Genomic DNA, 22,602 nt, shown 5'->3' on the forward strand with positions numbered 1-22,602 from the left:
TAAGAGTTAAAGTAGATTTAAAATCTATATTTTTTGTATATGTAGAGTATTTTTCTATAATTACAACTTTTGTAATTATATACTTTCGTTTTAAAAAAATCCCTCTTAAAATTACTCCACTGAGTTGTATTTTGAATATTGTTTGCTCATTTCTTACCTTAATATTAACTAAAGCTATAGAGCAAAGTTTAGATATAGCTATAAGTATAAAAAAACTGCTTAGCCCACAAGGAGTGTCAGAAAAAGAAGTGATTATGCAATAATTAAGTTCCCCTCGTTATTAGGAAAGATAAAACTTGAAGACATAAACATTATAGCGCTAAAAATGATTATTGTTTATTGATTTTTATACACTACGGACCAATCTATTTATTGGCAGTAAATAGTGTCAATTAGCTATAGACATTCTGTCATAGAATGGAAGCACTGACATCAATTTTATAGCCTGTAATTCTATTTTTATGCATATAAATTTATAAATTATGCAATAGATTGAGTTTGTTAATCACACCTAAAAAGAGTAAAATAGTACTATGAAGAATGGGTATTTAAAGGCAAAAAATGATTTACACAATTAATAGCCAATTAAAATATAATTCTGAGGATGGTAGCATCTATGGTTTAGATAATCTTTCTGAGCCTATTGCAACATTAACACCTGTGCTAAATAGAATTTTAAAAGTTCTAATAGAGAATAAGTCACAAGTTATGCCTAGAGATAGGATACTAGAATTGGTATGGGATAAACATGGGTTAGTGAGTTCATCAAACACCCTAAACCAATACATAAGTATGTTAAGAAAACTGTTCTCTCAGTACCTTAATGTTGATAATGCAATTTTAACGATCCCTAAAAAAGGAATGATGTTGTCATCTGAGCTTTTAATAGAGAAAGAAGAATCAAAAACCTCAGATAAGATATTAGAAGAAAGCACAAAGCATACCGCTAAACCTAGCCACACCATAGATCGTAAAAAAATCAGTGTGTATGCCTTATGTTGTATTTTAATTTTTATTTGTATTTCCATGGGGTTATACATAGTCATACAAAAAAATTCATTTCAATCTATTGGTTTTTATCAGCTCAGTAAAATAAATACATGCCCAGTTTATGCATTCAAGGAGTACAGCGATAAGGCACAAGTAATCAGTACGATTAAAAGGCAAGTCGCTAGATTTAATATTACTTGTAAAAATGGTGATTACTTTTATTACTATGACAACAATGAAAGTACCGATTATATTAAACATGACTTCCTTGCAAAATGTAATGATAACACTTGTGTTACAACGAGGTTTAATTTTTGAGGTTAATATGAAAGCAAAATTATTTTTACTAGTACTATTGCTTGTATGTTTACCAATATTATCCTACTACTTTTTATTTTATCCAAAAACTATTTATTGTAATGCCAAAATAGACTCTGAGTTTGTTAATTCCGCTGACTCATATCAATTAGACTATAGGATAGTCTATAAAAAAAATAAAACAGGCTATTTCCGTATTACAGGCTATGTACATGATGAGAAAAAGAGCGCCATATACAGGGTGATGAATTTCAAGGTATTAGAAAAAAATAATGATTTGCTAACATTAAAGATAACATCCATCAGAAAATCACCACAAGATAACATCTCTGATGAATTATTTAACAAATATTTTAAAGTTGTATCTGATGATAGCATCATGTATTTAAATATCAGCTCACTAAAAGATGGGGACTATCTCATTTCAGGTACATTAGGACCATACTTTATCTGTAAGTCAGAGTAGTGACTTAACATATTTGAGCGAATGAAAAGCTCTACTATATTACAATTTTATCTCATAAATTTAGATATTTGCTAGAATAGGAGTAATTATGGACATCACTAAAGCATTAAACGAAAATCCACAAAAAACATCACTAGCAGTTGGAAAAATACTAAAAAACGCAAGAAAATCAAAAAAATATACAGGTATAGAACTCGGTAAAAAAATTAACATCTCACAACAACAAATTTCCAGTTATGAACGAGGTGTTAATAATATTAGCTTAAAGTTGCTATTCACTATACTGATAGAATTAGATTTAAATCTTAATGATTTTATTTTCATGTTGAATAAAGAGCTTAATAGAGATAATGGATACTATCATTATTAAATTAGGCCATAAAACTTAACAAAAATAGTAATAAAAATCATTACTAAACACCTATACTTTCAAAAAATAACGCAATATCAATCGTTATTTATGCTTTACTATTAAATTTTTATATCGATAAGCAATGGCAGCCATAGTCAAAATAGCATATAAAATAGGCTCTGGCGTCATTGTTTTCATCGATAAAACATAGTGGAAAATAATCATTAATAATGTTGGATAAAGCAAATAATGGATCCTTTTCCACCACATCCCTAGTCGTGATCGAATACAGCCAAATGAACTTATCGCCATTATAAATAAGCTCAACCAACATACAGCGCCTATTACTAAATATAAATGTGAAAAAACTTCAGAGAAAAACAATGACAGATTATTCCAGCCAATCTCTAGTAATAAATAACTGCATAAATGCAATAGAGCCCAAACAAAACACCATAATCCAAGTAATTTACGCGTCTGAAAAAGCGTATTAAATCGCAAAAAATGAGCCAATATTGGGATCAGTGCAACCGTAATCAATAAACGCAATGCAATGAGCCCAGTAAAATGTTGAATATCTTTCGTGGGTTCAGCTCCTAAAGCCTGACTATTTATTGCATAAACCAACCATAGTAAAGGCAATAATGCCGCAGTATGAGCAATAACTTTAGTGATCAAAACAGCTGCACGATTTTCTGTCAGCATTAAAAATATCTCCGTAGATCCATCCCTTTATAGAGATCAGCGACCTGCTCACCATACCCATTGAACAATAATGTTGGCTGCCGATTTACTTGTCCAAAGCCACCTGAACCAATAAAACGTTCAGTTGCTTGAGACCAACGTGGGTGGTTTACCTGTGGATTTACATTTGCATAAAATCCATATTCACTTGGTGCAGAAAGATTCCATGTTGTTGGCGGAATATCGCTAGTTAAACGAATTTTTACAATTGATTTAATACCTTTGAATCCATATTTCCATGGCACAACCAGACGAATAGGAGCACCATTTTGATTTGGTAATGATTTTCCATACACTCCAGTTGCTAATAATGTCAGTGGATTCATCGCCTCATCAATCCGTAAGCCTTCAACATAAGGGTAATCTAATCCACCGCCAATAAAACGACTTTTTTGACCGGGCATTTCTTCGGGTGCATAACGTGTTTCAAACGCAACATACTTCGCATGACTTGTTGGCTCAGCAAGTGCTAATAACTTCGCTAATGGAAAACCAACCCAAGGGATCACCATCGACCAAGCCTCAACACAACGCATACGGTAAATACGTTCTTCTAAAGTGAATTTATTTTGAATATCATCTAGATTTAACGTCATTGGTCGGTTCACTTCTCCTTCAACAGTCACCGTCCATTCATCTGTTTTCATCGTATGTGCATATTCAGCAGGATCTGATTTATTCAATCCAAACTCATAGAAATTATTATAACCAGTCACTTTATCTTCTGGTGTCAATATCAAGGATGATTGATATTCTTCAGGTTGAATAAATGTTAAGACCTTTCTATCTACCTGCGGAACCGTAGATTTATCATCACTAAACCATGAAAATAAATCCGCTTTAACTGCGGATGATAATGCAATTCCCGACACTCCAACCCCTAACAATTTAAGTAGTTTTCTACGTTTCATAAAAAATACAGATTCAGGGGTAATTTGTGACGAAGAAATTTTATCTCGTTTTTTCATGGTGCTCTCCATTACTCAAAAACATGGGCCGTGGTTTAAAAAGAAAAAATGTTCTTTCTATATCATGCCTGTTATACCTGAAGAAAAAGAGAAAACACTGACATTAAGATGACAAATTTGTCATCTTAATCATTATCATAAGGAAAATTCAAAATGAGCGTACTTTGCCCTGCCTGATGCCTAAAAGCGACGCAACCACCATGCAACTCAATAATCGCTTTAACAATTGATAGCCCTAACCCGCTACCTTCAGAAGTTCGTGAATTATCTCCTCGCCAAAAACGTGTAAAAATTTCTTCGCTATCTGGCAGCACTTCGCCATGATTCACAATACTAATAGATAGCGTATTGTGCTTTGCTGAGATATTAGTGATTACCTGAGTATGAGGCTGGGCATATTTAACTGCATTCGAAATGACATTTATTAATACTCGAACCAACAACACGCGATCTGCATTAAGACTTAGTTTTGATGGATGACATAACAAAACAATATTTTTTTCTTCAGCGTAAACAGAAAATAGCTCATAAACTTCATTAACCAGATCAAACAGCGGCAGTACTTCTCGTTTTAGTGCAATATTTCTATTTTCCGCACGAGCGATAAACAAAATACTTTGAATTATCTGTGCTAATTTATCTAACTCTTCAATATTACTGGCAATCACCGATTCATATTCACTAACACTGCGTGAGCGCTGAAGAACAATTTCATTTTGCACCCGAATAGCATTAATGGGTGTTCTAAGCTCATGAGCGAGATCATCAGCAAGCTGAGTTAACTTAACAAAATCTCCCTTCAATCTTGACCGCATAATGTTAAGTGATTCCCCGAGCTCTTTTAACTCCTTCGGAAGCTGTGCGATTTCGATTGAATGATTTAATGACTGAAGATCGGTATTGGCCGTTGTTTGACTAAGGAACTGTATATCACGTAGCCCTTTTTTAATTAACCAAAGACTTAATAGCCCCATTAAAATAATTGAGATCAATGAGATCACTAAACTTTGTGTCAAATACTTAGCTAACACACTATCACGATCCACTGATGCCTTAGCTAATACGATATTCAAACGACCTATCGGTGAATCAATATTAAAATTTACGGCGGAAATAGGGATCCCTGAAGATGTTCGCCAATGAGAAATATTATTTGAATCAAGAGTCTCTAACTGTACTAATTTTAGATGTCCTGAAGCCAACATATCAGCATTTGTCGCAACAATAATCTGATTTTCAGCATTTTTTATTTGGATAATGTCTTGTCTCATATCCATCATGCGCTGGAAATACATCGGTAGTGTTTTGATATCTATACCGCTTGCGATCAACTTTGCCAATTGATCTGTACGATTGATAAGTAAGTTATCATCTCGCTCGATCAATTCATTTTTCAAGGAATGATAAAGTACCCAAGTCACCAATCCTGCATTGACAATCATCAGTAAAATAAAAGAAAGAATGAGCTGAAAGCGGAGTGATTTTTTCTTCATACACTTGGCCTATTACATCGATATCCCATACCACGGATGGTTTCTATTAATTTAACGTCATAATCATCATCAATTTTTTTTCTTAATCGCCTGATAGCAACATCAATGATATTTGTATCGCTTTCAAAATCGATTCCCCATACCTCACTCGCAATCAGCGTTCTTGGTAATATTTCATCAGCATGCAAGACAAAGAAAAGTAGTAATGAATACTCTTGGCGAGTCAAAATAATCTTATTTCCTCCACGCTCAACATCATGGCGAGTAAGATCTATTTTTAAATCAGCTAATTCGATATGAGTCGAAGAATGTTGGTTAACTTTAAGTTGATTTTTAACCCTTGCTAATAATTCAGAAAAAGAAAAAGGTTTAACCAAATAATCATTAGCACCTAATTCAAGCCCTTTAACCCTGTCATCAACCGCATCCCTTGCCGTTAAACAAATTACAGGCACCGATTTAGAAGTACGTAATATTTTTAAAATATCCCAGCCATTCATCCCCGGTAGCATAATATCTAATATTACCAACTGATAATCGTTTTCGAGCGCAAAATAGAGGCCATCTCTGCCGTCTGATGCAATATCAACAACAAAACCCGCTTCTTCTAATCCTTTTTTAACCCAACTTTGGGTTTTAATATGATCTTCAATCAATAGTATCTTCATGCTACCCCCAAGTTACTGTGAACACTAATTTACCTGAAGAGCAAAAACGATACTAACAACTTATCCTAAATTAATTAGATTCCCATTGCGAAACATAAGATATCGCCACTATTTGTAAATAGCAGCAAATAGCTCAGATGACATGTAAACTACCGAATAAATAACTCAATAAGACAAAAGTCATGTGCTGTTTGAGAACCAATAACGTATTGCAATGACTTTCCATCATTTTCAACCAATGCAGTTTCAAATAGCGTTAATTGGCGCTGCTCATCATTAACATAAAGATCAAGTTGATCCGTAGCATTAAAAATAATTACCCGATCGGCATCACTTATCCATGAGGACATAGCTTGGGCATTGATCCACTGTAACCGAGCACAATATCTATCAGGATTATAAATTAGGTTAAAGTCACGAATTGGCTCATCAAGTAACTCCGCATAAACATCACTTTCACCATCAAAAGAAAAAAACTGTTTTTGATGCAGAGTAACAGGTGCTTTTTGATCAACATTTAATATTAGCCCAGCACCACCATCAAGAACACCTATGATCCGTTTTCTATTTGGAAAATACGAAAACGCGCCTGCTGATTTCACATCTGCAATAGAGATACGCCAATCGAAGTCAGAAAGCCCTGTACCATGACTACGAGCAATTTCTAAAGTAAAACCTTGGCCATTTTTCCATGGCATTTTTTTATAATTTTCAACAGCTAATACTTGGATCATAGATACATCAACCTTGGTTTAATGGTGGTTATAACTATCTATCTATTTTTTGTTAAATAAGAAAATGGACGATATTCAACACTCTAACATAACTTATTAAAACAAAACGTAGCCTCTTATGGTAGATCAACGTGAGCGAAGCATGTTGAGTGTTTCCTTCTACAGGCTCTAACACAATCTAAATTCTTGCATACTCGTTATACTGCAAGTTGCGAGGGTATTGCTAGCCAAGTCACATAGTTTATCTATGCTCCCCCTATCTTCGCTTGTCGCCTACCTGCACCTCGAACTATTTTGAGTATATCTCAACCTATTATTGTGATCGAATTCATAACAAATTGTACATTTGCACAATTATATTCATTATTAGCGCATGAAAACTAGTCATCCTAACAATGCCTTACCAATAGCTGAATTATATAATTCTATTAAATAAAAAAGGCTCACCAGCATTCATTTTTATTAATTAATTGGGTGGTAATAAGAATGACAGTTAATATCGTATTTCTCGATCATGATACCTTCCCTGAAGGCATTAATATTAAGAAAATAAACAAAGAATATAACTTAAGTTTATATGGAAAAACACAAGATAGTGACGTTATTGAACGGGTAAAAGATGCAGATGTGATTATTACTAATAAAGTAAAAATCACCAAAGAAATTATTGAATCTGCAAAGCGATTAAAGTTTATTTCAGTAGCGGCAACGGGAACCGATATAATTGATATTGATGCCTGCAATGAGCATAACATTTTAGTTTCCAATATCAGAAATTATGCCGTCAATACCGTACCTGAACATACCTTTGCCCTAATCTTAGCCTTGCGTCGTAGCTTACTCCCCTACACGCAATCCGTCCAAAATGGCCGTTGGCAAGAGTCGGGGCAATTTTGTTATTTTGATTATAAAATTAATAATTTAGCAGGCTCAACTCTAGGTATCATTGGTGATGGCGTTTTAGGGAAAGCAGTGGCTGATATTGCAAAAGCCTTTGGTATGAAAGTGCTATTTTCTAGCTACAAAGGTACTAATAATATGGGGCCTTTATATACGCCATTTGAAGAGGTTATTGCAAACAGTGATATTATTTCGATTCATTGCCCATTATTAAAATCAACAAAAGATTTAATTAGCTTCCCCGAATTCGAAAAAATGAAACCCTCTTGTATTTTAATTAATACGGCTAGAGGTGGGATTGTTAATGAATCTGCATTATATAACGCACTTATCAACAATAAGATATTAGGGGCAGGATTTGATGTTTGTATTTCAGAACCACCGGAAAAAGATAGCGATGTAATGAAAATGACTCAATTACCAAATTTCATTCTTACTCCACATATTTCATGGGCAAGTTTTGAAGCTATACAAACATTATCAGATATGATGATGGATAACATCGAAGCCTTTTTATCCGGTCATCCCAAGAATCTAGTTAATTAATTTACTCATTGATTTAAAAGAGGTCATTAATATGTTTTTAGGAAAAGAAATTCGTTTAAAAAGATTATTAAATAAAAAATCGGGTCGCCTTCTTGCTATTACTATGGATCATCCAATTACGCGCGGTGTATTACCTGGAATTGGCGATATTAAATCAGTGATGAAACAAGTTGTGGCAGGAGAGCCTGATGCTATTACCATGCATAAAGGCATTATTGAAAAAGTCTATCCTCCGTATGTTGCTTCTGATGTTTCTATCATCATGAAAGCGACTAGCTACTCAATTCCTTACCATGAAGCCTATGACACGCCAGTTGCGGATGTGGAAGAAGCCATTCGTTTAGGAGCGGATGCGATTTCAGTTGGTTGTATTATGGGAGGTCCAGAACAAGCACAACAACTCACATTCTTAGGCCAAGTATCTAAAGCCGCGGCTTCTGCGGGTCTACCTTTAGTTGCGCATATTTATCCAAAAGGCCCAATGATTGAAGACAGTTTTGATGCTAAAAACTTAGCCTATTGTGTCCGTGCAGGCGCAGAGCTAGGCGTTGATATTATCAAAACGCTATGGTCAGGCTCTCCTGAAACATTTAAATCTGTAGTCGATAGCTGCCCTGCAATGGTCGCTTTAGCAGGGGGTGATATGGGTAATGACCTCGTAAGCTTTTTAACCAATACCCGTAAAGCACTCGATATTGGTGTGGGTGGTGTGACATACGGTCGCTTTGTATGGCAACACGAAAACCCAACAGCTGTGATTAAGGCTTTGAATGCACTTATTAATGATGATTGTTCAGTTGAGCAAGCTATCGCTGAATATAAGCAAGCAGGCGGAAAATAATCCACATTCATCACGACAGTGCATAGGGAGGAAAAAATGAAAGCAGCGGTATTGTATGCACCCAATGAACTCAAAGTGGCTGAAATTAAATATCCACAAGTTGGTAAGGGTGATGTCGTCATTAAAGTTAAAGCAGCCGCGATTTGTGGAACCGATGGACGAATTATTTCAGGTAAAAAAACCAAAGGTGTACGTTATCCCTCTGTGATAGGCCATGAATTTTCAGGAGAAATCGTTGAGGTCGGCGAAAATGTAACTGACCTTAAAGTAGGAGATGCAATTGCGGTTGACCCTGTTGTACCGTGCCGTTCTTGTATTTACTGCCGCATAGGTAAAGAAAATGTCTGTTTAAATCGCCAAGCTATCGGCTATGAATTTGATGGTGCTTTTGCAGAATATGTACGAATACCTGAAGCCGCTTTGTCATCCGGCAATGTCTTTAAAATCCCTCAAGGGATGTCTTTTGAAGCCGCAGCATTAGCAGAACCATTAGCTTGCTGCATCAATGGGCAGAAAAATGTGGGTATTGAGCTTGGAGATACGGTGGTAATTATTGGTGCAGGACCAATCGGATTAATGCATGTACTACTCGCTCGTTTCTCTGGTGCAACAAATATTATTGTCAGTGAACTCAATGAGCAACGCCAACAAGCTGCATTAAATTGTGGTGCCACACGCGTCGTTAATAGCCAGCAAGAAAACTTGCTAGAGGTTGTGAAAGGCTTAACAGAAGGCGTTGGTGCAGATGTTGTAATTATTGCGATAGGGATCCCTGCATTAGTCAATCCAGCCTTAGAGCTCGCTAGAAAAGGTGGGCGCGTTAACCTGTTTGCCGGTTTCTCAAAAGATGATATGGCACAAGTGGATGTCAATATTATCCACTATAACGAGCTCATTTTGACTGGTGCCAGTGCTTTAAGTCGCGAGGGATATCAGCAAGCATTAACACTGATTTCTTCTGGATTAATTGATATTGAGAAATTGGTGACACATCGATTCGCACTAGATGACATTAATGAAGCAATGGTAACCGCCCAAAAAGGTGACGCGATTAAAATTATTATACATAACAATTAAAAACAGGCGTTGGAGGCAACATGATGGACAGTGTCTATTTGGGAATTGATGCGGGCAGCAGTAGTGTAAAAGTATGCGCTTTTAATTTTCATGGCGAATTACTGGCAAAGGCTTCTCGCGACACCAATATTATTTCCAAATCTCCCAAAAACCATGAAATTGACTTAAATGACTTTTGGAAAAAGACCGCAGACGCAGTCAAAGAAATCACGACTCAAGTGAAGAATATTGTTTCTGTGAGCTTCTCTGTTGCTTGTCCAACGCTGGTTTTATTAGATAAAAATCATAAACCTGTCGCAAATGGTATTACGTATCTTGATGGGCGTTCTGAAAGTTTTATACAGCAAACACTCGGGGAAAATTTAACGCATGTTCGGGCACTTTCTTGTAATAGTCCAAGTCCATCTGCATGCTGGGTAGGTACATTGGGTTGGCTGCAACAACAACACCCCGAACTCATGCAGAAAGTGCATAAAGTTGTCCTACTCAATAGTTTTTTATCCTTAAAGTTAGGCAGTAAGAAAGCGGCCATTGACCCGACTCAAGCTGCCTATTCAGGGGCTGTAGTACTGGCCAAGGCACCTAAGTGGTCAAAGGAATTATTAAAATATTGGAAGTTTAACCACGATATTTTACCACCTATTTATCAGTGTACTTCTGTTGTAGGGAAAGTGAGCCATGAAGCTGCTCAAGAAACGGGACTACAAGAAAATACACCGATTATTTTAGGCTCAGCAGATACAGCAGCAGCTGCATTTGCAGTTGGGTTACTTGATCCTGAAACCGCATTTGAATCAACAGGAACATCTGGGGTGATTACGTTTTGCCTAGAAGAGCCAAACTTTGATCCCCGCTTTATGAATCGCTACCACATTGTGCCAAATCAGTGGTTAGCGCATGGGGCAATGTCGACAACAGGAGGAACTTTTAACTGGTTAAATCAAGCTATTTGGCCTGAGGTAAATGACCATGAGCAATTAGAAATATTTTCGAAATCATCAGTGCCTGGCGCAAATGGATTAATTTATTTGCCTTATTTAGCTGGAGAACGTAGCCCTATTTGGGATGTGAATGCATCAGGTGCTTGGATTGGCCTACGCTTGAATCATACTCGTGATGATATGGTTAGAGCCGCTTTTGAAGGTACTGCGTATGGTTTAAAACAAATTTTGAATATTGCTAATGAAAAATGGGGAGTCGTATTGGATGAGCTACTGAGTGTCGGAGGAGGATCACGCAATACGTTATGGACTCAAATTAAAGCGGATATTCTTCAGGTTGAATACAATATTGCTCAAACAGCAGATGCAGCGGCTTTTGGTGCTGCAATGGTTGGTGCAACTGGCGCCGGTTTTTTCTGTGGTATTAATGATCCAGACTTACCGATTATAAAAACTGAAGATATTACCTTCGCACCAAATCAAGATAAGAAAATACAAGATACTTATCACAAACAATTTACGATTTATAATGAACTGTATCCATTATTAAAAGAAACAATGCATAGATTGTCGAATAAATAGATTCATTACATAGATTTTAAACTAAAAAAATTCTTAATGTTAATTTATTAATTAACAGGAATTGTCTCATTCTAAAAAAAGCAGGTAATAAAACGTGTATTAAATAATAAGCTGCTCTGGAGCGAAAATAATGATAAATTCAAATCCGATTAAACCAAAGACGAATTATCGTTGGGTTGTATTAGCCCTGATTTTTATCGTCTATGCTGTAAATTATGCAGATAGAAGTAATATTGGTGCTGTTTTACCTTTTATTACAGATGAGTTTAAATTAACTAACCTCGAAGCCGGCTCTCTAGCCAGTATGTTTTTTCTCGGTTATGCGTTATGCCAAATACCCGCAGGTTTTTGGATGGCGAAACGCGGGATAAGGGGTATGGTATCGTTATCTATACTCGGTTTCTCAGCCATGACTTGGTTTATTGGTCTAGCACAATCAGCCTTTGCCATTAAATGGTTACGCCTAGGTTTAGGTATGACAGAAGCACCAACGCCCGTTGGGCTAACATCGACGATTAACAACTGGTTTCCAGCAAAAGAAAAGGCGACAGCAACAGGGGTTTATATCGCCTCAACAATGTTTGCACCAATTATTGTTCCCCCTTTAGTCGTTTGGATTGCATTAACTTATGGTTGGCGTTGGGTCTTTATTCTATTTGCTATTCCAGGTATTTTCCTTGCAATTATTTGGTATTTATTTGTTAGAACAAAACCAGAAGAAAGTCGTTTTGTTTCACAGAGTGAATTAGATTATATTCGTGCAGATAATTCAGAAATTGCAGAAAAGAAAGTAGAAGGAAATATCGTTCTTAACCCTAAATTTAATACGTTGGATAAATTCATTCGTGTTAAATCAGTTACACCATTAAATTCCGCATCTCAAGTATTTAAATCGAAAAATATTTGGTGTAATACCATTTCTTATTTCATGATGGTCAGTATTCTCTATGGAATTTTAACGTGGATCCCTTCTTATCTGGTAAATGAAAAAGGATTTTCATTTATGAAAATGGGATTTGTTGCTTCCATGCCATTTATCGGCGGGTTTATTGGCTCCATATTTGGCGGTTGGATCTCCGATAAAGTTTTTGGTCGTCGTCGTAAACCAACCATGCTATTCACCGCCGTTGCTACCATCGCCATGATGTTAGTCATGCTGAATGTTCCTGAAAGTACCACCGCCGTTGCAGTCGCTTTGTTCTCTGTTGGTCTATTTCTCAATATTGGTTGGCCTGCATTTACCGCCTATCCAATGGGAGTGGCTGATAATAACAACTACCCAATTGCGATATCAGTAGTCAATAGTGGTGGGAACTTGGGCGGTTTTGTTTCCCCTATGATGGCTGGGCTGTTATTAGACATGACAGGTAAATTTGACGCAGTCTTCTCCTACTTTGGTATTTGTGCGGTGATTGGCTTAATTATGATCCTATTACTTGATGAACCTAAATAATCAAAAGCCGTCTCAGGTGAGTAGCTAACACTCACCTGAATTTTAAAATTATTGAACATAAAATTTCAAAAGGATTATTTGTATGAAAATAGTCATTGCACCTGACTCATTTAAAGAGAGTTTATCTGCATTGAAAGTCGCAACGATTATTGAAGACGGGTTCAAAGAGGTATTTCCTCAAGCTACTTATATTAAATGCCCTATCGCTGATGGTGGAGAAGGAACGGTAGTAACGATGATTGAGGCAACGGATGGGGAAATACGATTTATTGATGTGATAGGCCCATTAGGAACTAGTGTTCAAGCGTTTTATGGATTATCCCAAAATAAACAACAGGCGTTTATTGAAATGGCTGCGGCCAGCGGTCTAGAACTGGTACCTGTTGAATTAAGAAATCCTTTATTAACAACCTCTTATGGCACTGGTGAGTTAATAAAAGCCTGCCTAGATACTGGGGTAAAGCAAATTATTATTGGTATAGGTGGAAGTGCAACTAATGATGGTGGTGCAGGAATGTTGCAGGCTCTAGGAGCCAAATTGTTGGATTCACATGGGCAACAAATTAAACTTGGGGGGTTAGCACTAGCTGATTTAGCTCACATTGATGTGAGTATGATGGATCCTAGGATAAAAGAGTGCCAATTCAGTATTGCTTGTGATGTTTCTAACCCATTAATTGGTAAAAATGGAGCATCCGTTATATTCGGCCCTCAAAAAGGTGCGACAGATGAGCATATCCAAATATTGGACAAAAATTTAGAACATTTTGCCGACATCATTAAGCGCGATTTACATGTTGAAGTTCACTACATTGCAGGTGCAGGCGCAGCAGGTGGAATGGGCGCTGCATTGCTGGCTTTCTTTCAAGCAGAATTAAAGCCAGGATTTGATATTATCGCAAAAACACTAGACCTTGAGTCGAAAATCAAAAAGGCGAATTTAGTTATCACTGGAGAAGGAAGATTAGATAGCCAAAGTTTAAATGGTAAGGTCCCTTTTGGTGTCGCTCAATTAGCGAAAAAACATCACATCCCCGTGATTGCTATTGTCGGAAGCCTTGGCGATGATCTCTGTCATTTACAACAATATGGTATTGATGCCGCATTTAGCATTTTACATAAAGTCAGTACGCTACCAGAAGCGCTAAATAGCGCTGAAAGTAATTTATTTAATTGCACTAAAAACATTGCGAACACATTGAATATTAAAATAAGTGACATGATCTGAAGTGACACACTTAAAATTTAACTTTATCTACTATATTTTAAACTGAGTTTATTTCTCTTGATTTTTTTAATAGTTATTGAATACTGAAGTTATTAAATTAAAAAATAAATATTATTAAAACTTATGATTTAAAAATTGATTTCTATTTTACAGCACCAGTAAAGAGGTTGAAATATGTATGATTATTGTCTTACCTCCCAATTAGCTCAAGAAATCGTTGATAGAACAATGAACATTATTGATTGCAATATTAATGTTATGGATGAGAACGGATGTATAATAGGAAGTGGAGATAGTAATAGATTAGGTGAATTTCATGAAGGAGCTTTGCTCGCAATCAAACAAAAACGAACAGTTGTTATTGATGAAGCGATGGCAAATCATTTACATGGTGTTAGGCCAGGTATTAATTTGCCGCTTTATTTGAACAGTAAAATTGTTGGTGTGATTGGTTTAACCGGAGAACCTACACAGATTAAACAATTTGGTGAACTTGTTTCTATGACTGCGGTTATGATGCTAGAACAGGCAGAGATTTATAATCATTTAAATTTAAATGACCGTTTTAAAGAAGAGATTATTCTCGCTTATATCGACAATGGCACTATACCCGATAACATAACTGAATGGTCTAAAAAACTTAATATTAATTTTTCTATCCCAAGAGTTGCTTTCATTATTGAGGTTGATAGTGGTCAATTAGGGGTAAATAGTGCATTTAGTGAATTACAGGAAATTAAAAAATTAATTGAATATAATAATTCAGATAATTTAGTCGCCATTCAATCACTGACTGAGATTATCTGCTTAAGCCCAGCATTAAATAAATTTAATCGTTGGGATATTGAAGAGAAAAAAAAGAAAATTTTCAGTCTAGAATCTGATATCCAAAGGTTGTTTAAATTACAAGTAAAAATCGCATTGGGTAATTTTTTCTTTGAATCACCAGAAGAAGCAATAAAAAAATCTTATGAAACAGCCAAAATAACCCTTCAGGTAGGAAAAGCTAAAAAACCAAAATTAAGGGTTTATTGCTACCAAGATATCATGTTACCTGTTTTATTATATGGCCTAAATTTCAAATGGTCATCAGAAGAACTATTAAAGCCGCTAAATATATTACTACATGAAGATGCAAATGGTGTCTTAATTAAAACATTAACAATATGGTTTAAAAACAATTTAATCATGAGTGAGACTGCTAAAGAATTATTCATTCATCGCAATACATTAGATTACCGACTAAAAAGAATATCAGATATCACAAAGTTAGATTTATTGACCATTGAAAGTAAAGTTTTATTGTATGTTGCGCTACAGCTGAAAAATTAATTCAATAATGGCTTAGGACGAAAATATCGTTTTCTCCTAAGCTATAATGCCATCACCAAACGGATATCCTTCATAAATTTTCAACAATAATGGCGGTTTTTCGGATAGGATGGGTAGTGTTGTGGTATTAGCTAAGCTTGATGATGTGATAATAGTACCGAGAAGGCACTTAACAACTATAAATGTTCTCTCGTCACGATAAAACAAGCACCTAAAATACAATGAGGTTCACGTAATGTATCAAGAGGTCAAAAGAGTAGATAAGTCTAGAACGATCTTCCATAAAGGAATAAATTTTGAATTAATGTACAATCATACTTCAAAAATTTGCTTCTTAAATTCATAGCAAATCTTATGGTTAACATAAGATTCCATTACTCCTATAGGCTCGCAGTAATGGCAATAAATTACTGGATACTCTAATTCGCCAATAAATAAATCTGTTCCCCCTTGTCCTCTTTTTCCAACATGAGCCGATATTAATTTTTGTTCTGCTCCAGGAAATACAAAGTGAGTTGTAACTTTAACATCTCTACTTACTGTAGATTTGACAGCTTTTTCATAAAAATATTGCTTAACTAAATCAGGCCAACCAGGAGCATCTTTTGGTGTCAAAGCGGAATAATATTTAGCATCGACGACAGCAACCCGTTGATTAGACTTGTCACTAATGACTATATCAGTTCTTTGTCCTTTTTCTGCAACCTCATGATATTTAGAGTTTTGTAGATAATAAGGAACAGGTAATTTTTGATTGTATGCTTTTTCTCCGAGTAGCACTTTATGTAGCATGCTCTCCCACACATTCTGAAAATGACGAGTACCTATTATCAATATGTTATTGTTTATACCATCTATGCTTTCAATATATCGTTTTAATAATCTGATTAAGTTAATATCTCGTTCAGAATAACTTAAAGAGAGTTCACGATTTAAATGAGCGAGTTGAGTTTCTTGGTCGCCGGAGGGTACTGGCATTTCCTCTAGATTTACATCAAAATGAATCTCTTCACCATTTATAAGCACACCAAATTTTTTCTTAATGTCTCTAATGATTGCAGCATGGATCCTAGCGGTTTCACTATCTGATATATTCTTTATCTGAGATGATTCAAGTTCTAAATAAACAGGAGATGAGTCGGATATAAATGGTATATGTCGAGATACTGTACGGGACCAGTTTGTTTTACCTTTATTAACTGACTGAATTTTATGTCTCCTAACATATAAACCATTTGTTATATAGTCTTCAAATAAACTGATTGAAGTAAAAATTAAATTACCCCCAATCAATGAATCACCATCAGTATCTTGTATACCTGTTAATTTATCTGAATAGTAACGATTTAGTGACTGAAACAAATAATGAGCGGCTAACTCTCCATTATCTGTTAGCACGCTGTTTACCGGTAGGAAAACTGCTGTAGTCCCAGACCAAGAAAAGAAACCACAAAAACGAATCCTATAATGATCTGGGGCTATTAATCCCATTTCACGCATCTTACAAGACAATTCATCAGGTAACTGGCTGATGATAGAACGATCTCTGTAAAATTGAAAGCTACTCATCTCCTTCCGCAACTCCTGTACTATCATCAACTGTGTTACCATTCGAGATAATTAGCGATTCAACTATCTCGCTGAAAACAGATTTTTTTCCCCCAATAAACTGTTCATGCAATTCACCAAATGTACCAATACTTTTATCAAAAATAATATTCCGCCCCTTATGACGTAATACATCATCCCAAAGATACACAAATAATTTTCCGCTGATTGCTTCATGAGATGTTTCACTATTTGATAATTCAGTACTATTAAGAAAAAATGGGCCAATTAAGCGATCTTCTGGAACTTTCATTTCTTTAAGTTGATGATTGATCACTTTATTAGCGAAATTTTTCCAAGTAATATCATAAGCACCTTGACTAGTCATAATTCGCAGCCTTTGTAAACTAACTGCAGGATTATCAAAATCAAGCTTTATATATCTAAACGACCAACGTCTTTTGAATGCAGTATCCAAAGGCATAACCGCTTGGTCGCTGCTATTCATAGTTGCAAGTAAAGACAAATTTGCAGGTATTGATAATTTTGGAAGATAGCCTAAACCCGCGGCTTTAAGTTGCTCATTAATGTAAGCCTGCATATCAGGATCAGTGAAATCAATTTCGTACTTGCTTGCTCCGTTTTCTCTATCCAAGAGTTGAAATAACTCACCAAATACCGCAGCAGCAGGTGCTCGATTAATCTCCTCAATAACTAGGTAAACATTTTGTTCTGGATTCTTTAGTGCTTCAAGTAATGCTGTGGTAAAAGGGCCGGGCCTGAAAGCATAAGTAACAGCACCACTTACATTCGTTGGTTTCAAAGAACCAATAAAATCTGAATTTTGAGTATCAGGATGGAAAACGGTAACAATTTTTCTATCACCTTCTGTTAGCTCATTAAGCTGGTGGCTTTTACCTGTACCAGGTGCTCCATAATAGATATAGTTACATCCTATTTTAGCAGGTTTAGTAGGAGCCAAATGTATTATGCTTGAAGTATCTTCGTCTAAGTATTTTACTGGCTCTTTACTCAGAGTTTCAAAATAACGCCTTAAATCTCCAGATGCTGTAAAAGCCTTAACAATAGTTAAAAGCCGTGATGAATTGGCAACAATAACTCGAGCAGCTAAATCAAAAGATGATTGAAATACATCACCTCTATCCAATGTTTTACCATTCATTTGATCTGTTTTTTTAAGAGGTTGAAACCACCAGTCTCGATCCGTTAAAAACCGTTCAAATAATATAGCATCACTAGGCTCCATAGCCCTCAAGAATAATTTAGTATCGTTAGCAATTTCAGATGTATTATTAAGTTCTTCAGATGGCAACTTATTTAAGAACTCTTTGATCGAGACACTACTATGCTCTTTATTTTTTAAAAACTCTCTGAGTTCTTTAATTTTTTGCTGATATTCACACAACGCTTCATCTAATTCCCAGAAGGTTGCTCCATACCAAAGCAAGGAAGAAGGTAAATCTGTACGGAGACCATTCTCATTTATTAATAGTATTGAAAATGGCTGAATCTCAAATGAAGATCTCGGTTCAACTTCCGCTAATGCATTCTTCAAAAGTGATGCTAAAACCAAATCTATGTGTATATCACTACGATGGTTTAAGTTATCAAAAGACTCTCGACATTGATGGATTACATCATTTAAATTTTTTAGCACAATTCACCTTGCCTGTTTAGATATACAGTGCTAGTATCACCGGGAGTAAAACCGGATAAGTAGACACCTATGACAATTGAAATCCTAGATAAAGCAGAATATATCAGACTATTGAGAAAAAAACTTGGATTAGGCCCAACAGAAATGGCAAATCTTCTAGGCATGAATGCAACAGGAGAAAGAACTATACGTGGTTGGGAAAATGGTGAACATACTCCAACACCTGCAAAATGGCAGAGCATACTTGATTTAGAAAAATCCTTAGCCAAACATTCAAAAAATGCACCATTCAAACAAAAATCTTTAGAAGAAGCTGATTTTACTTTTATTGATTTATTCGCAGGGATCGGTGGGATACGGTTACCATTCCAAAATCTTAATGGGCACTGTGTATTTTCATCCGAATGGGATAAATTTTCTCAAAAAACGTATTTAACGAATTATGGAGAAATGCCGAACGGAGATATTACTCAAATCTCAGCAAAAGATATACCTGACCATGATATTTTATTAGGTGGCTTCCCTTGTCAAGCATTCTCACAAGCTGGATTAAAACAAGGTTTTAATGATACTCGAGGAACAATGTTTTTTGAGATACAGCGGATACTTGCAGAAAAAAAGCCTAAAGCATTCCTCTTAGAAAATGTAAAACAACTTCAAGGGCACGACAAAGGCCGAACACTACAAACCATCATTAACATATTACAAGGGAAGCATAATCAAGGTATACCTAACGAGATTCCAATGAGTGAAGAAGCGCGCCATGCTCTCTCAGTAAAACTTAATTATTGGGTTGATTTTAAAATACTTCGCGCTGCAGATTTTGGTATTCCTCAAAATAGAGAACGTATTTTTATCGTTGGATATGATCGAGATTATTTTAAAGGTATCGATTTTGATAGCTTGTTTAAATGGCCTATCCCACCAAAATCAGACACTCGAGTTGGCGATATTCTTCAACCACAGGAAGAATTAGAAGCCGAGATCAAAAAAACAGGTAAAGACAAATATACTATTTCTGACCAACTATGGCATGGACATAAAAAAAGAAAAGAAGAGCATAAGATAAAAGGAAATGGTTTCGGATATACATTATTTAACTCGAAAAGTGAATATACTAATACAATCAGTGCCCGCTATTATAAAGATGGCTCAGAGATCTTGATTGACCAAAGTCATCTTGGTAAAAATCCAAGAAAACTAACGCCTAGAGAATGTGCGAATCTCCAAGGTTTCCCCAAAAACTACATTGTTGATGCTGTATCACAAGGACAAATTTATAAACAGTTCGGTAATTCTGTATGTGTTAAAGTGGTAGAAGCAGTAGCTACAAAAATGATTGATACGCTATTAGTTCTTTCAAAAAAGAATTGATTTTTACAGAACTTTGGTGAGATATACTTACATAGCTCACCAATGAATTAATGTGTTTCAATATAATTTGTTTTTTCTGATCTATAAAATCAGTTCTGCCCAAAACTGGTTATCACGACCAATTCCAAAAACTAATGTACTCCCCTCTCTAGCCATACTCATCACTGTATTGGTTTGAAAATAAAGTCGGTATTCAGAACGAGAAACATGATTCTCTCTAGCATCATACCAAGTGACTCTAGATTCTACATACCCATCTTTTCCCCTAAGAGAAAATTTAACATTAAAAGTTTTTCTATCAAGACCTAATATATTCTTTAATTCAGAAACCCCATTCAATTCATGCTGATTTGAGCTAGAAGGAAGGGCTTCTACCGCTGATAAAGTTTTCACACACGAAGGACTTAAATTTAACGCACCTATCATAAAAAACCTTTTTTAAATTCAGATAAAGTGAATATATTAAACAGGATTCATAATATTTCTCAGATCATTATCAAAAATCTGTAAAAATAACCTATGAGTATATAAATTTTGATTATGTCTTTTCAATGAAAATTCAAACTTTATTGGGTAAAACTACTTTGAGTAGAATGATTACTTCAATGCTACTGAATACATATTAGGGGGGGGGGAGCATATTACTCCCAATAGTACTATATTTTTACGACTGTATCTCGTACTACTTACCATATCCTATTGCCCTATTGTAAGTTTCATAAATTTGTGATCATTTTATAAAAAATACCCCCATACAATTTATCCGTGTAATCCGTATACTACTACGTCAATACTCTACACCCATCCATATACTGAATACTGAATACTGAATACTGAATACTGAACGTGATTATACATACCACAAATCGCATACCTATCGATATACCCAGCTCAGCCCATGTAAAGTTATATCCCTTCTCATGCAAAATTGATCTCATCATAGGGCGAAAACCATACCGAGTAAGCTTTCCTTTATATCCCAACAATTCAATTATCTAATTTAGATTGTATTTAATGGATTACCCAATTTAGCAAAACTAAACGGCGAAATCTCCTTATCCCTATTCGCATCCAAATAATCCGCCCACCACTGCACCATCAGCCGCCTTTCCTCAATGTGTTCTGCCTTATGAATATAAGCCGCTCTCACTGAGTTGCGTTCTTGGTGGCTCATCTGGCGTTCTACTGCGTCCTTCGACCATAACCCTGACTCGAGCAACGAGCTACATGCCATTGTTCTAAAACCATGCCCACACACTTCCGTCTTGGTGTCATATCCCATCACACCTAATGCATTGTTTACTGTGTTTTCATTCATTAGTTTTCTTGGATTATGATCGTCGATAAATATCAGATCGTGATTAAAAATAAATTGATGAACCTATTTTAAGCTTTCAATGACTATGACTCTCTGAGCACTTCTTATTGGTCGCATGCCAATCGCGAGCTACCTTCTCAAAGGTGTTAAATTCCTTTTGCTGTTCTTCCTTTAATTCTTTCTTGAGTTCGCGTGGGTCGATACCTAAAGCAACTTGCTTTCTGGCAGCATCCCTTCTTTCTCTCGCATCCGCTAAGGAGATTTCAGGATATATACCAAAGGCCATTAAATGTTGTTTACCACCAAAGCGAAAACGGAAACGCCAATATTTAGAGCCATTGGGGTGAATATAAAGAAACAAGCCATCACTGTCTGTCAGTGTATAAGCTTTCTCGTCTGGTTTAGCTGCACGAACTTTCGTATCGGTTAATGCCATATTCTTTGTCCTCTCACCTTTGAGCAAGCATATACTCTAAATAATTCGGATTACATGTAGGCGGCAAGTGAAGATAGCCGAGGAGCATAGATAACTATGTGACTCGGATAGCTGAACGAAGCCAACACCCATGTAATTCGAAGTATGACGAGTATACATTCATTATCGAAGCGACGTATATACTCAGTTATATACTCACTCGGAGGTTGATGTGGGTTGAGTTAGATTGACATGCATTGACTAAAAACGCAGGGAAAGCCTTGCAAACACTGGATTTCAGACACAAAAAAAGACGTCGGTTGACGTCTCTTGATGTTCTTATGGTGCCGAAGGCCGGACTCGAACCGGCACACCCGAAGGCGGTTGATTTTGAATCAACTGCGTCTACCAATTCCGCCACTCCGGCACGAAGTGATGTATTCCTTGGAAAACGTGGCTATTATACTTGCCTTGTCTCGACTAGCAACATATATCTTGATTATTCAGTTTGTTCGCTTAAAAAAAAAGCATGTACTTACATCGATTATGATTTTGTCTATATATTCGTCATACTTCAAGTTGCAGCGTTGTTGACTACGTTCACTCATGCCAGTCACAGAGTTTTCTATGCGCCTA

The 22,602-nt window shown here is 35.9% G+C and carries 19 protein-coding genes, 1 tRNA gene and 1 pseudogene; 11 read left to right on the plus strand and 10 right to left on the minus strand.

The features are described from left to right. The first annotated feature begins 561 nt into the window (after nt 1-561). The 3 genes from JI723_RS17745 to JI723_RS17755 all read left to right on the plus strand — a co-directional run bounded on the left by JI723_RS17745 (nt 562) and on the right by JI723_RS17755 (nt 2,144). A complete protein-coding gene (locus JI723_RS17745) occupies nt 562-1,308 on the plus strand; it encodes a winged helix-turn-helix domain-containing protein (RefSeq protein WP_140183063.1) in 747 nt (248 codons plus the stop codon). A 7-nt stretch (nt 1,309-1,315) separates the two neighbouring features. Beyond that, nucleotides 1,316-1,774, plus strand: coding sequence for a FidL-like protein (locus tag JI723_RS17750; RefSeq protein ID WP_337979616.1), 459 nt, complete (start codon nt 1,316-1,318; stop codon nt 1,772-1,774). An 88-nt stretch (nt 1,775-1,862) separates the two neighbouring features. Further along, the gene (locus JI723_RS17755; protein WP_070925335.1) at nt 1,863-2,144 is read left to right on the plus strand and encodes a helix-turn-helix domain-containing protein; all 282 of its coding nucleotides are present in this window, start codon (nt 1,863-1,865) and stop codon (nt 2,142-2,144) included. Nucleotides 2,145-2,228: 84 nt separating this feature from the next. Here JI723_RS17755 and JI723_RS17760 read toward each other — a convergent pair whose 3' ends face one another. The 5 genes from JI723_RS17760 to JI723_RS17780 all read right to left on the minus strand — a co-directional run bounded on the left by JI723_RS17760 (nt 2,229) and on the right by JI723_RS17780 (nt 6,733). Beyond that, nucleotides 2,229-2,831, minus strand: a complete 603-nt coding sequence (locus JI723_RS17760; RefSeq protein WP_140183065.1) for a protein-methionine-sulfoxide reductase heme-binding subunit MsrQ — start codon at nt 2,829-2,831, stop codon at nt 2,229-2,231. Then, entirely contained in the window at nt 2,831-3,838 is a 1,008-nt protein-coding gene (msrP, locus tag JI723_RS17765) for a protein-methionine-sulfoxide reductase catalytic subunit MsrP (RefSeq protein ID WP_070925334.1), read from the minus strand. The genes JI723_RS17760 and msrP overlap by 1 nt, the downstream gene beginning before the upstream one ends. Before the next feature lie 125 nt (nt 3,839-3,963). Continuing rightward, nucleotides 3,964-5,331: a heavy metal sensor histidine kinase gene (locus tag JI723_RS17770; protein ID WP_140185904.1), complete on the minus strand. Its 1,368-nt coding sequence runs from the start codon at nt 5,329-5,331 to the stop codon at nt 3,964-3,966. Beyond that, nucleotides 5,328-5,999, minus strand: a complete 672-nt coding sequence (locus tag JI723_RS17775) for a heavy metal response regulator transcription factor (RefSeq protein WP_070925333.1) — start codon at nt 5,997-5,999, stop codon at nt 5,328-5,330. Before JI723_RS17775 ends, JI723_RS17770 begins: the two co-directional genes overlap by 4 nt. A gap of 149 nt (nt 6,000-6,148) precedes the next feature. Beyond that, nucleotides 6,149-6,733: a HutD/Ves family protein gene (locus JI723_RS17780; RefSeq protein ID WP_319067228.1), complete on the minus strand. Its 585-nt coding sequence runs from the start codon at nt 6,731-6,733 to the stop codon at nt 6,149-6,151. 486 nt (nt 6,734-7,219) lie between these two features. Between JI723_RS17780 and JI723_RS17785 the strand changes: the two genes are divergently transcribed. From JI723_RS17785 to JI723_RS17815, 7 genes are all read left to right on the plus strand, one after another. Continuing rightward, entirely contained in the window at nt 7,220-8,179 is a 960-nt protein-coding gene (locus JI723_RS17785; protein ID WP_337979617.1) for a D-2-hydroxyacid dehydrogenase, read from the plus strand. Nucleotides 8,180-8,210: 31 nt separating this feature from the next. Continuing rightward, nucleotides 8,211-9,020, plus strand: a complete 810-nt coding sequence (locus JI723_RS17790; RefSeq protein WP_070925331.1) for a class I fructose-bisphosphate aldolase — start codon at nt 8,211-8,213, stop codon at nt 9,018-9,020. Between the two features lie 36 nt (nt 9,021-9,056). Further along, nucleotides 9,057-10,097: a zinc-dependent dehydrogenase gene (locus JI723_RS17795; RefSeq protein ID WP_140185908.1), complete on the plus strand. Its 1,041-nt coding sequence runs from the start codon at nt 9,057-9,059 to the stop codon at nt 10,095-10,097. Nucleotides 10,098-10,117: 20 nt separating this feature from the next. Further along, nucleotides 10,118-11,620: a xylulokinase gene (locus JI723_RS17800; protein WP_140183070.1), complete on the plus strand. Its 1,503-nt coding sequence runs from the start codon at nt 10,118-10,120 to the stop codon at nt 11,618-11,620. A gap of 130 nt (nt 11,621-11,750) precedes the next feature. Then, on the plus strand, nt 11,751-13,073 hold the full coding sequence (locus tag JI723_RS17805; RefSeq protein WP_140183071.1) for an MFS transporter: 1,323 nt from the start codon (nt 11,751-11,753) through the stop codon (nt 13,071-13,073). An 82-nt stretch (nt 13,074-13,155) separates the two neighbouring features. After that, on the plus strand, nt 13,156-14,301 hold the full coding sequence (locus tag JI723_RS17810; RefSeq protein ID WP_337979618.1) for a glycerate kinase: 1,146 nt from the start codon (nt 13,156-13,158) through the stop codon (nt 14,299-14,301). Nucleotides 14,302-14,475: 174 nt separating this feature from the next. Next, the gene (locus JI723_RS17815; RefSeq protein ID WP_337979619.1) at nt 14,476-15,633 is read left to right on the plus strand and encodes a sugar diacid recognition domain-containing protein; all 1,158 of its coding nucleotides are present in this window, start codon (nt 14,476-14,478) and stop codon (nt 15,631-15,633) included. Between the two features lie 312 nt (nt 15,634-15,945). Here JI723_RS17815 and JI723_RS17820 read toward each other — a convergent pair whose 3' ends face one another. Together JI723_RS17820 and JI723_RS17825 are read right to left on the minus strand one after the other, a co-directional pair. After that, on the minus strand, nt 15,946-17,202 hold the full coding sequence (locus JI723_RS17820; protein WP_337979620.1) for an LlaJI family restriction endonuclease: 1,257 nt from the start codon (nt 17,200-17,202) through the stop codon (nt 15,946-15,948). Further along, complete coding sequence (locus JI723_RS17825; protein ID WP_337979621.1) at nt 17,195-18,859, minus strand: AAA family ATPase; 1,665 nt, start codon at nt 18,857-18,859, stop codon at nt 17,195-17,197. Before JI723_RS17825 ends, JI723_RS17820 begins: the two co-directional genes overlap by 8 nt. A 69-nt stretch (nt 18,860-18,928) precedes the next feature. On the opposite strand from JI723_RS17825, the gene dcm reads away from it, so the two are divergent. After that, the gene (dcm, locus tag JI723_RS17830) at nt 18,929-20,233 is read left to right on the plus strand and encodes a DNA cytosine methyltransferase (protein WP_337979622.1); all 1,305 of its coding nucleotides are present in this window, start codon (nt 18,929-18,931) and stop codon (nt 20,231-20,233) included. Nucleotides 20,234-20,314: 81 nt separating this feature from the next. On the opposite strand, the gene JI723_RS17835 is transcribed toward dcm, so the two are convergent. From JI723_RS17835 to JI723_RS17845, 3 genes and pseudogenes are all read right to left on the minus strand, one after another. Then, nucleotides 20,315-20,659, minus strand: a complete 345-nt coding sequence (locus JI723_RS17835) for a type II restriction endonuclease (RefSeq protein WP_337979623.1) — start codon at nt 20,657-20,659, stop codon at nt 20,315-20,317. A 574-nt stretch (nt 20,660-21,233) separates the two neighbouring features. Continuing rightward, a pseudogene (locus JI723_RS17840) lies at nt 21,234-21,987 on the minus strand (tyrosine-type recombinase/integrase). 321 nt (nt 21,988-22,308) lie between these two features. After that, nucleotides 22,309-22,393: transfer RNA gene (locus JI723_RS17845), tRNA-Leu, on the minus strand. Nucleotides 22,394-22,602: the final 209 nt, after the last annotated feature.

Source organism: Providencia manganoxydans (genome assembly GCF_016618195.1).
Lineage (GTDB): Bacteria > Pseudomonadota > Gammaproteobacteria > Enterobacterales > Enterobacteriaceae > Providencia > Providencia manganoxydans.